Source organism: Anabaena sp. CA = ATCC 33047 (genome assembly GCF_963870205.1).
Classification (GTDB): Bacteria; Cyanobacteriota; Cyanobacteriia; order Cyanobacteriales; family Nostocaceae; genus Trichormus.
In genome coordinates this window covers 26,998-40,446 of record NZ_CAWMSA010000006.1, presented here as the reverse complement: position 1 = coordinate 40,446, position 13,449 = coordinate 26,998, and the positions used below count along the sequence as shown (strand labels likewise).

Sequence of the window (13,449 nt, the reverse complement as noted above, 5' to 3'; positions counted from 1 at the left end):
TCCAAGATATTGATCAACCCGCCCCTACAAGGGGTTCTCGTACTGACGCACACTACATTTTGGATATTTTTGCTCTGGAAGTCCCTGAGAGAAATCTAACTCACTAAATCAGGGAATACCTCTTGCACAGCTGGATGTACTAAGCGACGATTCTGTACATTTAAACCTTTAGCTAAGGCGGGGTTAACTTCTAAAGCTTTGATACCTAAATTTGCTAACTGCACAACATAAGGTAGTGTACTGTTATTAAGTGCTTGGGTAGCTGTCCAAGGTACTGCACCTGGCATATTGGGAACGCCGTAATGGACTACACCCTCCTCAATATATATCGGGTTGGTGTGAGACGTGGCGTGTAAGGTTTCCACACAACCACCTTGATCAACGGCAACGTCAACAATTACAGAACCGGGGTGCATTTGTTTCACCAATTCGCGGTTAACTAGAATTGGGGCTTTACGTCCTAATACTAAAACTGCGCCAATGAGTAAATCCGCTTCTTTGACAGCTGCTTCAATATGGGCAGAGTTACTGTAAAGTAATTCTACCCTAGAACCAAATAAAGTTTCTAAGTAAGATAAACGCTCAACATTAACGTCTAAAATTTCCACCGCCGCACCCATGCCTACAGCAATTCTGGCGGCTTCTGTACCAACTACGCCACCACCTAGAATTACTACTTTTCCAGGTTTCACCCCAGGAACACCACCCAATAACACACCTCTACCACCTTGTTGACGTTCTAAGTAGCGTGCGCCAAATTGTACTGATAATCTACCAGCGATGATGCTCATGGGAGTCAGCAGAGGCAGTCTGTTAACTCCGGGTTGCTCTACGGTTTCGTAGGCGATCGCACAAATGCCAGAATCAATTAAGTTTTCTGTTAATTTGCGATCGGCTGCTAAATGCAGATAAGTAAACAATATCTGCCCTTTTTGGCAAAATTTATACTCACTAGCCAGTGGTTCTTTAACTTTAACAACTAATTCCTGATTCCACGCCGCTTCTGCTGTGGAGACAATCACCGCCCCTGCACTTTGATAATCCTCATCTGTAAACCCCGCGCCACTACCTGCTTGAGTCTCAACGCAAATAGTATGACCCTTTTCCCGCAATACCCTTACACTAGAAGGACTTAAACCTACTCTAAACTCTTGATCCTTAGTCTCTTTGGGAACGCCGATTTCCATTTAACGCCTCTGATAAATTTTTGTTTAATTAAGCCTGCCAGTCTCAGCCTGACAGTTCCGTATTAGGGATAGCTATCTATAAGATTAGGTTTCCCAATTTAAATTAATTTCCCCTCAAACTACTTACCCTTGACGATTGCTCTAGAGTTTCTACAATATATAAAGAATAATTACAAAATGTTAACGAGCCTTTGCAAAGCTTTTTAATCAAGCAGCTGTTAGCGTTTTCAAGTTATCTTGTCCTACAAGCTCTGCAATTAGCTCATAACTCGTTATTAAGTCCCGTTTGCCAAAAAGAGGTTTTTGCACAATGTCACAAACACAACCTACTGTTACCCCCAAACTAGAAGAGCCAAAATTTGGCTTTAACGAATATGCCGAAAGATTGAACGGTCGAGCTGCTATGATTGGCTTCCTGTTGATGGTGGTAATTGAATACGTCACCAATCAAGGTGTTCTCTCTTGGCTGGGTTTGAAGTAGTTCTTCGTATTGAAGTTGTAAGCTAATAATTAGAACAGTTGCAACCAGCTGGAACATTCAGCTGGTTTTGACTGTATTAATAGATAGTGCAATACCTGAGAGGAGTTTTCCTTTATAACTATAAGGCAGAGCAGAGAGTGTCAGTGATATCCTAAACTTGCAAATATGTAATGCAAGAGAGCCAATGACTATACATACTCTCAAACTTCAGAAAATTATAATATTTTTTAGGAGCCTTTTATGGTGAAGGGCAATTCCTCAGTTGGGTATTCTGGGTAAATTGACACACAAGGTGAACAGGAAAAACCAAGTTGTGATGAATGCTGTATTACCGCGTTTTTTGAAGTCAGCCTATAGAAAAGAACCCATAATTAGTGTATTGATCACAATGGGTGTAGTAGATGCTCTGATCGGTGGATTAGATGATAGTTGGTCATTGTTCGTTGTGGGTTTGGGAACAGCAGGCGTTACCCTCGCCTTTAAACTCTGGCGTAGTAGCCAGCAAGTCCGCCCTCCGATGGCAGAAGAGCCTGTAGTCCAACATTACTTGCCTTCTCGTTCATCTAGTCCGACTTTGCCGATGCTGACTGTAAATAAGAAGAAACCACCTTACTAGAAAGCTGGGTTTTGATCAGTCCATATTGAGCAGGTGAGGAAGAACAGTGAGGAGTCAGGGAAAAGCTAGCCTGTATTTTAGTTTGGCATTGCTAGGGGCGATCGCTCTGCCGATTCATCTCTGGCACGAATACAAAATCAATCCTGCTCATGCTACCGCAACAGTTAGCACCCCAGAAACCACACAAGCATTTATCAATCCGCGCCTCCTGAAAAACTTCAGGGCGCATCGTGGTACGGTGAAATCTTTAGCTTTTAGTCCCAATGGTCGAATGTTGGCTAGTGGCGGTGATTACAATGAGGGGGTAATCCGCCTATGGAACCCCATCAACGGCGAAAAAGTGGGTAGTATTACCAAAGCCCAAACAACGTCTGTAGAATCTTTAATCATTTCCCCAGATGGGCAAACTTTAGCTAGCTGTGGTGCTGACAAGACAATCAACTTATGGAATCTCAAAAATAATCAGTTTAAACGCTCTTTTGTAGGACATGGTGGGAGTGTATTGTCTCTGGCTGTATCTCCCGATAGTAAAATCCTTGTCAGTGGAGCTTTAGATGGTATTCGACTGTGGGACTTAGTACAACAGCGTCCCTTAGCTACCTTAGTACGCTTCGATAATACAATTTACACTGTAGCGATGAGTCCTGATGGTCAGACTGTCGCTAGTGGTGACAAAAGAGGCGTAATTAAGTTATGGAATTTAAATACTGGTAAGTTAACTCAGGAATTTGTCGCCCATGCTGGTACAGTCACCAATGTGGCTTTTACGCCTGATGGGCAGAAGTTAATTAGTTCTAGTCGCGATCGCACAATCAAACTATGGCATATCACCTCGGAAACACCAGTTTACACTCTCACCGGACACAACAATTGGGTAAATGAGATCGCCATTAATCCCGATGGCAGAACTTTAGCTAGTGCTGGTAGGGATGGGATTAAATTATGGGATTTAGCTACAGGTAAGTTATTAAATACACTAACTGGACACAGTGATTGGGTGAGTGCGATCGCTTTTAGTCGTGATGGCAAAGTGCTGGCGAGTGGAGCATTTGATGGACGAATTAATATTTGGGGGAATCCGTCAAATAAAGTTAGCAAGTAACTATTGTGACTTTGATGTAAGAGCGATCGCACAACATCAGTCTAGATGAAATATGCGATCGCTTGTAGCTCTTGGAGACGATGATTGCTTAATAGGGAATAACTATTTGTGTTTTTTCAACGGTGTCTTCAACTAATAGACTGCCGTCTTGTTGAGTTTGTAGTTGAAAGCTTCCCTGGTGTGCAGGAGGAGAAATCAGAATTTTGCTGTGATTGACATGCTCAATTTGCCAGTTCAAAATCTGCTCGTGATTATCCATAGCAATAGCATAGATCAGCAGATGGTCACGACCAAAGGGGGTAGTCCATTCACATATTTTGCCAGAACCTTCAGCCCCTTGGCCTAGTTGGTTGGGCTGGGGGTGATAACAGTCGTGAACATAGCCGTCTCTCTGGACAAACTTCACATTAGTATCATGATTTTTACCATCTAAATATAGAGGAGAATCAGGAGCAGACCAAAAGTAGTTTCTGGAAATGGCGGCTACAAGCACAAATTTAACAGAAACATCACCGCGCCGAAATAGTAATTCACGAGGAGAGATAACTTGAGTTTCCAGTTTTCCATCCCGATTATTCAGCAAAAAAGATGCTTGAACTGCTATTGATTGTTGGGATTGAATTCTGTCTACAAGGAAGAGACTATTTGCTCCACACAAAATCCATGTTCTTTGAGCTTTTTGGAGTGGCTTACCATAAGAGAATTTGAAGCGTTCTCTTTGGATGATAGACTTACTATAAGCGTCCGCCGCATCAGATTCGATAACAGTCATATTCCCTTTTTGGGAAAGTAGTTTCATCTGACTAAGAACTGGGGCATTTTTGTAGATACTTCCCTGTATAGGCTTTTGTTTGATCGTGGGAAAATTCTTGGTGATAAAAGTCCAGGTATTGTGAAAAGCTGCGGATTTTGAGAGACGTTGAATTTTCAGACGATAACAACAATGTCCAGGATCAACGAAAAAGTCTTCGCCGCCGTAGGAGAGTATAAAACTATTTAGATCCTCATGACGATGAGCGACTGCACGTAAAGGCTCATATCCAGTTTGAACGGAGAGAACTGTGGATTTATGATGCCAGCGATCGCGAACAATCACAGTGCCATTGCTGAATTTTGCTGCTAAGGGAAGGTTAGCTTGCTCAGGTGTGATGGAATTGTCCGCGTATCTCCAGTTGAGCAGAGTCGGGAACAGAAAATTATTAAAAAAGCCAAAGGTAGCTCGATCATCAGGGCCTAATTTGGGTTCTTGATAGGTTTCCTGAAACATCCAAAATGCTAAACCTGCTTCCATTGGCATAGTTTTTTTAGCCCGTCGGGAGATATGGAGTAACAGATCAGCCGTAGGTCTGAATATAGCAGCCGAATCACCCCAATTTAAAGAACGAGGATAAGGTAAATCTCCCCACCCAGGCAGAGGTTTCATTTGAAGGAATGATGATACAACCCAAGGCAAACAGCGAGTATAACAGGATATATCCAGCTTGCTTTCTAAGGATGGATCATAATGCACAAGCACTTCAAATAAGTGTGCCAGGTGCAGAGTTGCGTAGTTCCAGTATTGTAGAGATTCAGCATAGCTATCTTGGTTATATAGCTTGACAGCAAATTCGTAATCTTCTACAGACTTTTGTACACCTGCTTGATCGCCCAGGATTGCCGACACTGTGCCGTAGCCATTGAGAAGAACCATAAACCAGTTGCTCTTAATTTGTTGGTTTTTAATGGTTTTATCCAGCCATTCTCGACATAGTTTTTGAGGCTTATTTCTCAAAGCTGCACGAATTTCATCTAACTCAGTGGTAGTAAAGATATCTGGGCAAAGATCAAGAACAATTGCGATCGCAATTCCCGCATGAGCAGTCTCAAGCTGTCCTGATAATGGTTTAGTGCGTTTTCTAAACCAAGGCCCTACCCACTCATCCGCCGATTTACGTATAACATCTAACACAACAGCCTTCAGCCATTCTTTGAGCCTGACTATTTCTGTTTCAGGCGTTAAACCATGAGATTTAATTACTTGGTTAACCAGATCAGATATTAACGGCAATAATTGTTGTTTGGATATTGTATTATCTTCAGATAAAAATTTATTTTGACTTACCTGAAAATTATGGGATTTTTGCGCTAAAAAGCAAATAAATGCTACATCGCTTAAACGTTCCCAAATAATATGCCACCATTCATTAGTATCTGAAGGTTGTACCAACCCTGGATATTGAGTATTTTTGATAGTACGTTCCAACAGAGCAATTAAGAAATCATGCCGACGATCATTAGCTATCTCAAGGGCTATCAGTTCATCATCTGAAATCAACAATCCCATGACAGTTGCACCTTTATTATCAGCGTATTTACTTAGTGTATTGTACCTGCTTGCCATCAGCTTATATTGCAATCAGGTTTAGTTGATTTGAGTAGTAAATGCGGCTGAGTAACAGCGAAAACCGCAAAAGTCTTGATATAGTTAGGTTTGATTCGGCAAACTCATCTACACTATTGTTAATTTTTCTCCTCAAGAAACCAGTATTGACTGTATTTGATGTTACAGAAATACACAAGAAAGTTTCTAACTCAGCATTTCCTAAAAAAAAACCCCCAAAGGGGGGAAATTTGGAAGTTGTCCGCGTGGAGTGAACAACTAAATAATGAATTCTCACAGTAAATAGAGTAATCCGAACAAAATAATCCAAATTACGTCAACAAAGTGCCAATAAATTTCCGCAGCTTCCACACCAAAGTGTTTTTCACTACTATAGTGACCGGGAGAGCGCGATCGCCACAACACAGCCAAAATCGCCAAAACGCCGATAGTAACGTGCAAACCGTGGAAACCCGTCAACACATAAAAGGCACTGGCAAATAAATTAGTAGTCAGACCAAATTCTAAATGTGTATATTCGTAAACCTGACCGACTAAGAAAATTGTACCCATGACGGCGGTAATCGCTAACCAAGTACGCATTCCCTTGGTATCATTCTTTTTGATAGCAGTGTCAGCATTGTGCATGACAAAACTACTAGCAATCAGATTGACAGTGTTAACTCCAGGTAGTAGCAGTTCTAACTCTGGTGTACCTGCGGGCGGCCACGCAGGTAAAGTTGAACGGAGAGCTAGATAAGCTCCGAACAACCCCATAAAAATCATTCCTTCAGCAATCAAGAACACAAATATCCCAAACAGACGATGATCGGGATGTTCTTCATGAGCAGCGATCGCCGCCGCATGATGATTCAGTTCTGTTTTCGCTGGGTCAATTGTTTGACTTTGCATGAATTTTGACAAGTGTGAAATGTGAATAGTTTGGGGATTGGGGATTGGGTAAAAGTGTTTCTTTCTCCGTTCCCCTGCTCCCCTGCTCCCTCTGCTCCCCTAGCCTCTAACCTCTAAATCAGACTCAATGCTGGGATATGGCTCATCAGTATCAGCCCTGAGTACGGGATTTTCAGATGGGGAGACATCAGCAGGTGCGAGTTCTACACCATAGTCATAGGGGCCATGGGTTAACACTGGCAGTGTTTCAAAATTTTCAATGGCTGGTGGTGAGGTAGTCGCCCACTCTAAGGTGAGTGCTTTCCAGGGATTATTACCCGCTTTCTCTCCGTACATCCAACTCCAAATAGCGTTGATGATAAACGGGAATGTGGAAACAGCCAGAATGTAAGCACCGTAAGTGCAAATTTCATTTAACAGGGTAAATTTGGGATCATACTGAGCCACCCGGCGGTTCATGCCCATCATCCCTAACTTGTGCATTGGTAGGAATGCCATATTTAGCCCCACAATCGTCAGGGCAAAATGCACCTTACCCCAAGTTTCATTCATCATCCGCCCCGTCATTTTCGGGAACCAGTGATAAATAGCGGCAAAAATACCCAACACACTACCACCAAACAATACATAGTGTAGGTGTGCCACCACAAAATAAGTGTCGTGAACGTGAATATCAAAAGGCACGGCTGCCAACATCACGCCACTGATGCCACCAATGACGAAAGTTCCCACAAAACCCATTGCAAACAACATGGCAGGGTTGAATTGGATTTTGCCAGCCCACATTGTCGCTAACCAGCTAAAAATTTTGATTCCTGTGGGTACAGCAATGATCATAGTGGTGATCATAAAGAACATCCGCAACCAACCAGGAATCCCACTGGTAAACATGTGGTGCGCCCAAACGATTAGCCCTAAGAAACTGATGGCTAAGGAAGAGTAGGCGATCGCTTTATAACCGAAAATTGGTTTACGGGAATGAACCGGAATCACCTCAGAAATTGCCCCAAAGAAAGGCAAAATCATGATATACACAGCCGGGTGAGAGTAAAACCAGAACATGTGCTGGTACACCACCGGATCACCACCACCAGTGGGATTAAAAAATGTTGTTCCTGCCAATAAATCAAAAGCCAGCAGAATCAAACCTGCTGCTAACACTGGTGTTGATAGTAAAACCAACGCCGAAGTCGCCAGCATTGCCCAACAGAACAAGGGCATTTGATGAACACCCATAGTGGGGATTCGCATTTTCAGCAGGGTGACAAGAAAATTAATTGCCCCCAAAATCGACGAAGTACCCAACAACAGGACACTCATAATCCAAATGCCCTCACCCACCTGTCCTGTTACCAAACTTAAAGGAGGGTAGGAAGTCCAACCGGCTTGGGCTGCATCCCCGATGATTAAGCTGGAAATTAACAACAACCCGGCTGGGGGAATCAACCAAAAAGCCACAGCATTCAGCCTAGGGAATGCCATATCTTTCGCCCCAATCATCAAGGGGATGAGAAAGTTAGCAAACCCCGCCCCGGCTGGCACAATCCACAAGAAAATCATGATGGTGGCGTGCAGTGTAAACAGGCTGTTGTAAAGTTCTGGACTCACAAAATCTACTTCTGGAGTTCGTAGTTCTGTACGCACTAAGTCAGCTAAAACGCCGCCAATGCAGTAAAAAATGAAGGAAGTAACGAGATATTGCAGTCCAATTACTTTGTGATCTGTATTAAAGCTAAAGTAGTCTCGCCAATGTCTTACCCCTGGTTCTTCAATATGAGCAGGGATGTTGGCTGTTTCTTGTAATTGAGCTTGTATCATGGTTGTTTGTTATTAGTCATTGGTCATTAGTCATTAGTCATTGGTTGTAGCTTTGGACTGTGGACTATGGACTTTTTGACTATTGGTGAACTTGATGGAGGATTTCGGGGTTAATTCCCATGTCTTTGGTATGAGGTGCCAGAAATTCGTCTGGGGATTGGTTAGCTGGGTTAATAGCGATCGCTTCTTGAAGCGTGTCATTATTCGCAGCTACCTGTTCCTGCATCCATTTGTCGAATGCTGCCTGTGACTCAACTACTACCTGAGTTCTCATTGCGCCGTGGTAAGGGCCGCACAGTTCAGCACAAATCAGCGCATAGTCACCTTCTTTCTTAGGCGTGAAGCGAATTTCAGTCTGTCTACCGGGAATTGCATCTTGCTTGAGACGAAACTCTGGCACCCAAAAAGCGTGGATGACATCATTCGCTGTCATATTAATTTGCACTTCTCGCCCAATGGGAACGTGCAGTTCCCCAGAGGTAATACCTGTTTCGGGATAGGTAAACAGCCAAGCGTATTGCAAACCAGTCACATTGACTGTTAATTCCGGTGGTTGCCCAGCTTTTTCCCGACTAGCACCAATAGTGGGTGCAACGCTACCCACACCCGGAGCATTCTGCTTTTGGGGAATTTGATCCGCATTGCGGACTGCGGCTGTAGCTGGATCTTGCATAGCCTGATCAGATTTTTCTTGATTCAGGTTAGGCGCAGTCTTAGGAGGGGTATCGTTTAAAGTTGCGGCGATCGCCGCCCCAGGCATTGTCATCGATTCCTGCATAATTGGGGCTTCATGGATGGCGTGGGGATCAAAACCACCGATGTCGTTATAAACATCAAAACTGTAGACAGAAATACCGATAACGATAATTGCTGGGATTGCAGTCCAGAGTATTTCTAAAGGTACATTACCTTCAATTGGTGGCCCATCTTCCTGATCACCAGGTCGGCGACGATATTTAAATGCACAGTAAAATAATACACCTTCAACTAGCAAAAATATACCTGCTGAAACAGTCATCATCGTATTAAACAGACCATCTACCAAGACAGCCTCATCTGATGCGGCAACTGGCAACAAATTATGATTTTGTCCGTACCACAGGCTAATCAGAGTTAGCCCAATGCCAATTAGTAATGTCCAGATTGAACTTGGAATTTTCACGATTCACTTAAATGAATTGATCACGTTATCTCAAAGTAACTCACTTACTACGGTAGACCAGGCTATTAGATATGGAGACGACTGTTCTGAAATTTTTATTAATTTTTTCGCCTACAATCAGAATTTTGAGTAAAAGATAACTATTAGATACTGCCGAGAGTAGATGTCAAAAATTAGCAAAATTTAAGGAAAATTTAGGAAATTCACCTTGATGAATCTTAAGAAATTATTGACAACTTAAAAAATACCTAAAGCTTCCGGCTAGCAACAGCCAGAGTGATTCAAAGTATTAAGTAAAAGCTAAACAATTAACCCTGGTTCTATACGCTAGGGTGGAGATGAGTCAGTAATGAAAATAGAAAATTCTCAAAACTTCACCAATAGCGGGCTGAAGGTATCCTTCATGAACGAATTTGTCTTAGAACAACAAAATGAATCGGCAGCAATGCAGCAAAAGCCCAAGGATGTAATTCGTCGCTTGGTATGGCGGATGTGTATAGCTACCTTGATTTTGATGGCTATCGGCAGTGCTACCCGCGTCATGAATGCTGGGCTAGCTTGCCCAGACTGGCCACTGTGTTATGGGGAACTGGTGCCAGCTAAACAAATGAATCTCCAAGTGTTTTTGGAATGGTTTCACCGCTTGGATGCTAGTTTGATTGGTGTGAGTGCGATCGCCCTCTGTGGTTTATCCTGGTGGCATCGTCGAGTTTTACCAACCTGGTTACCCTGGGCATCGACATTTGCCTTGTTTCTCATCGTCTTCCAAGGCATTTTGGGGGGACTCACCGTTACTGAATTGTTACGATTTGATATCGTTACAGCCCACTTAGGCACAGCTTTATTATTTTTCACTACCCTGTTAATTGTCGGCATCGCGCTGACTCCCTATCAGGGAACAGGAAACGTAGGTAAGCTGCCGTGGATAGGTTTAACCGCCGCAATTTTAGTTTACGTGCAGAGTCTACTAGGTGCTTTGGTCGGTTCTCGTTGGGCTTTACACCAGTGTTTTGCAGGTTCTCAACTTTGCGGTGTGATGTATAGCCATATTTTTGGCTTAGTACCGCCAACAGTGGCAACTTTGGCAGTGGTGATCATTTCCTGGCGTACACCAGCACTACACCCAGCTTTGCGACGCTTGGCTAATATGGCTGGTGTCTTATTGGTTTTACAGCTATTGTTGGGAGTTGCAACTTTCCGATTACATCTGCAAGTCGAACCTCTGACTGTATCTCACCAAGCTGTGGGTGCCACTCTGTTAGGTACTTTAGTCGCTTTTACCGTTCTGGCATTACGTGACTGGAGTGCTAGCCGTGAAATTAATACTGCCTTTGTGGGTGTAACCGCATCTACTACCAGTACCCAAGCGAATGGCTCAAATCTGTAACTACTCTCAAGTTTGCTTGCATCCTAGATATTACCTTTATGGTTACTAATGACTAATGGCAATTAGCCATTAGCCATTCCTCTTTTAGTGTTGTAACCAACTTGACATCACCTATAGTATTAATCCCCATAACTAGAAGTGGTGGCAGTTTACAAAAATTCCCCTGCGTCAGCATTGACTCTAGAAAAAAGCCATAAGTAGTTGGTAATGAACTCCTTACACCAACAAACCATGAAAAAGTAAAGAGGAAGTAGAAGCAAACTCCCTACCCCTCTGTTCACAACTCTCACCCCCTGCCTTTTTCCTTTCCACACTCTCTACATGGCAGTTCTAAAGGCAAGGAATACAACCCTCACACAAGGGCTGTACTTAAGTTCTTGAAAAATAAGGAATTAAAGCGAACATGATTGAGACTAATGTCTCTCGCCACCACGAAAACTTTTTACAGGTAATTCACAGCTATTATCAGCTCACTAAACCTCGGATTATCCCATTGCTGTTAATTACTACTGCTGGGAGTATGTGGATTGCTGCCCAGGGACAAGTAGATCCATTACTCTTGTTAGTAACCTTGACTGGCGGGACTTTAGCGGCTGCTAGCGCGCAGACAATTAACTGTATCTATGACCGTGATATTGATTATGATATGGAAAGGACGCGGCATCGTCCTATGCCTTCCGGTAGGGTACAACCCCGTGATGCGTTAATTTTTGCGATCGCACTAGCAATACTTTCCTTTACACTCCTGACAGTATTCGCCAATCTCCTCGCCGCTTTACTAGCATTATCCGGCATTATTTTTTATGTTTTGGTCTACACTCATTGGCTCAAGCGTCATAGTACCCAAAATATTGTGATTGGTGGGGCGGCTGGTGCAATTCCCGCTTTAGTCGGTTGGGCAGCCGTCACAGGTACTTTAAGCTGGGCAGCATGGTTAATTTTTGCCATCGTCTTTTTATGGACACCTCCCCATTTCTGGGCTTTGGCGTTGATGATTCGTGATGACTACGCTAAGGTGGGCATCCCCATGTTACCTGTAGTGGAAGGTGCTACCGTCACCGTCAAACAAATTTGGTACTACACACTAATTACAGTTGTAGCGACGCTGTTATTGGTGTATCCTCTGCACGCTAGCGGCATGATTTACGCCGCCTTCGCGGCTGGGTTGGGAGGATTATTTATTCGTAAGTCTTGGTGTTTGTTACACAACCCCGAAGATCGCAATTTAGCTAGAGATGTGTTTCTCTTTTCTATCTCATACATGATGCTGTTGTGTTTGAGTATGGTGATAGATAGTCTACCAATTACCCATCGAGTGGTTAATGCTGTAATCGCTTTCATTAGTTAGCGCATGGACAATTGAGCGATCGCGTTGGTAAAGTTCAAGGCGCGATCGCATTACTCAATATTAAACAAACTACTAAATAATGGGGATAGATCCCCGACTTCTCAAAGAAGTCGGGGATCTGAGTATTACGTTTTTTTAAGTTGAGCTACTTAACAACCACAAAATTAAACCAGTCACTACAACACAAACAATTCCCGCCACCCCAGCCAGGGGTTTTTTATTTTTACCAGTCCACCACTCGGAAACTGTACCTGTGTAAGTGATTAATTGGGCTGTATCTATAGTAGCGATCGCCCATACTAAAGCTGAATGTAATCCCCAAGCTATCCCTAAATTACCGCGATCGCTTATCCTCGCCAACACTAACATCATTCCTAATAACCATAACCCCGGTAGTTGTGGGATAGTTTCCCGTTGTTCCCAGACTAAATGTAATCCAGCAAAAATCAGACTAGAAATTACTGCTGCTAACCATAGAGGGTATTCTCGCTCTAATTCCGTTAACAGGAAACCCCGAAAAACTAATTCTTCTATACCCCCAACCAACAACGCTATTAATAGAATTGGTAAAAATCTAGCTGGTAGTTGCTGAATGTTGGACTTTTCCCAGTCGCACCAACCCAACCAGAATTGAAAGATATATAAAACAGCTATACTCAGCAATCCTAAGCCGAAACCAAGTGCTAGGGAACTGAGCAGGGTAAAATTAGCAGTAAATCCGTAATTGCCAATAGAACTATTAGTTAACCCCATAACTCCCCATATCATCAGAGGTGCTAATAGGTAAAGTGAGACAATTAACGGTAATTTCTGCTGTGGTTGTAGCGGTTTTAGTGGTTGCCAATGCAGCAATCTGAGTAATGTGACTGCCACTGGTAGCCAACAACCTACCCAGCTAAGAAAAAATGCCATCACCACAACTATGACTGGTGCATCTTTCATCAATGCCAGTAGATTGTTGAGGAATGGCTGAAGTAAATTTGTCAAATTATCTAAAAAAAGCACAATAGACTGCTTGCAGAATAAATGTCTTGCTGATCAATCAAGACTTTACCAAAACTGGTGAATTCTGCAAGG

Annotated in this window: 11 protein-coding genes; 5 read left to right on the top strand and 6 right to left on the bottom strand. The window is 43.0% G+C overall.

Going from position 1 to position 13,449, the window contains the following annotated elements; all coding sequences use genetic code 11:
- Positions 1-95: 95 nt before the first annotated feature.
- A complete protein-coding gene (ald, locus tag AACS98_RS02535) occupies positions 96-1,187 on the bottom strand; it encodes an alanine dehydrogenase (protein WP_066375971.1) in 1,092 nt (363 codons plus the stop codon).
- 310 nt (positions 1,188-1,497) lie between these two features.
- Between ald and AACS98_RS02530 the strand changes: the two genes are divergently transcribed.
- From AACS98_RS02530 to AACS98_RS02520, 3 genes are all read left to right on the top strand, one after another.
- Entirely contained in the window at positions 1,498-1,668 is a 171-nt protein-coding gene (locus tag AACS98_RS02530; RefSeq protein WP_015139885.1) for a chlorophyll a/b-binding protein, read from the top strand.
- 316 nt (positions 1,669-1,984) lie between these two features.
- Positions 1,985-2,284, top strand: a complete 300-nt coding sequence (locus AACS98_RS02525) for a hypothetical protein (RefSeq protein ID WP_066375969.1) — start codon at positions 1,985-1,987, stop codon at positions 2,282-2,284.
- A 46-nt stretch (positions 2,285-2,330) separates the two neighbouring features.
- Complete coding sequence (locus AACS98_RS02520) at positions 2,331-3,386, top strand: WD40 repeat domain-containing protein (protein WP_066375968.1); 1,056 nt, start codon at positions 2,331-2,333, stop codon at positions 3,384-3,386.
- Positions 3,387-3,474: 88 nt separating this feature from the next.
- Here the strand turns inward: AACS98_RS02520 and AACS98_RS02515 are convergent, their stop codons facing one another.
- From AACS98_RS02515 to AACS98_RS02500, 4 genes are all read right to left on the bottom strand, one after another.
- Positions 3,475-5,766: a heparinase II/III domain-containing protein gene (locus AACS98_RS02515; RefSeq protein WP_082803671.1), complete on the bottom strand. Its 2,292-nt coding sequence runs from the start codon at positions 5,764-5,766 to the stop codon at positions 3,475-3,477.
- Positions 5,767-6,039: 273 nt separating this feature from the next.
- Complete coding sequence (locus tag AACS98_RS02510) at positions 6,040-6,657, bottom strand: cytochrome c oxidase subunit 3 (RefSeq protein ID WP_066375963.1); 618 nt, start codon at positions 6,655-6,657, stop codon at positions 6,040-6,042.
- Positions 6,658-6,756: 99 nt separating this feature from the next.
- A complete protein-coding gene (ctaD, locus tag AACS98_RS02505; protein WP_066375962.1) occupies positions 6,757-8,475 on the bottom strand; it encodes a cytochrome c oxidase subunit I in 1,719 nt (572 codons plus the stop codon).
- A 79-nt stretch (positions 8,476-8,554) separates the two neighbouring features.
- Positions 8,555-9,637 (bottom strand): cytochrome c oxidase subunit II, encoded by a 1,083-nt coding sequence (locus tag AACS98_RS02500; protein WP_066375960.1) that lies wholly within the window; start codon positions 9,635-9,637, stop codon positions 8,555-8,557.
- A 403-nt stretch (positions 9,638-10,040) separates the two neighbouring features.
- Here AACS98_RS02500 and AACS98_RS02495 point away from each other — a divergent pair, with 403 nt between their 5' ends.
- On the top strand, positions 10,041-11,024 hold the full coding sequence (locus AACS98_RS02495) for a COX15/CtaA family protein (protein ID WP_066375955.1): 984 nt from the start codon (positions 10,041-10,043) through the stop codon (positions 11,022-11,024).
- Positions 11,025-11,427: 403 nt separating this feature from the next.
- The gene (locus AACS98_RS02490) at positions 11,428-12,372 is read left to right on the top strand and encodes a heme o synthase (RefSeq protein ID WP_066375954.1); all 945 of its coding nucleotides are present in this window, start codon (positions 11,428-11,430) and stop codon (positions 12,370-12,372) included.
- 135 nt (positions 12,373-12,507) lie between these two features.
- On the opposite strand, the gene AACS98_RS02485 is transcribed toward AACS98_RS02490, so the two are convergent.
- Positions 12,508-13,377, bottom strand: coding sequence for a CPBP family intramembrane glutamic endopeptidase (locus AACS98_RS02485; RefSeq protein ID WP_369815927.1), 870 nt, complete (start codon positions 13,375-13,377; stop codon positions 12,508-12,510).
- Positions 13,378-13,449 lie beyond the last annotated feature (72 nt).

What these genes read in the sequence shown, in the direction of transcription:
- ald (WP_066375971.1), bottom strand. Translation starts at nt 1,187, where the DNA reads ATGGAAATCGGCGTTCCCAAAGAGACTAAGGATCAAGAGTTTAGAGTA.
- AACS98_RS02530 (WP_015139885.1), top strand. Translation starts at nt 1,498, where the DNA reads ATGTCACAAACACAACCTACTGTTACCCCCAAACTAGAAGAGCCAAAA.
- AACS98_RS02525 (WP_066375969.1), top strand. Translation starts at nt 1,985, where the DNA reads ATGAATGCTGTATTACCGCGTTTTTTGAAGTCAGCCTATAGAAAAGAA.
- AACS98_RS02515 (WP_082803671.1), bottom strand. Translation starts at nt 5,766, where the DNA reads ATGGCAAGCAGGTACAATACACTAAGTAAATACGCTGATAATAAAGGT.
- AACS98_RS02510 (WP_066375963.1), bottom strand. Translation starts at nt 6,657, where the DNA reads ATGCAAAGTCAAACAATTGACCCAGCGAAAACAGAACTGAATCATCAT.
- ctaD (WP_066375962.1), bottom strand. Translation starts at nt 8,475, where the DNA reads ATGATACAAGCTCAATTACAAGAAACAGCCAACATCCCTGCTCATATT.
- AACS98_RS02495 (WP_066375955.1), top strand. Translation starts at nt 10,041, where the DNA reads ATGAACGAATTTGTCTTAGAACAACAAAATGAATCGGCAGCAATGCAG.
- AACS98_RS02490 (WP_066375954.1), top strand. Translation starts at nt 11,428, where the DNA reads ATGATTGAGACTAATGTCTCTCGCCACCACGAAAACTTTTTACAGGTA.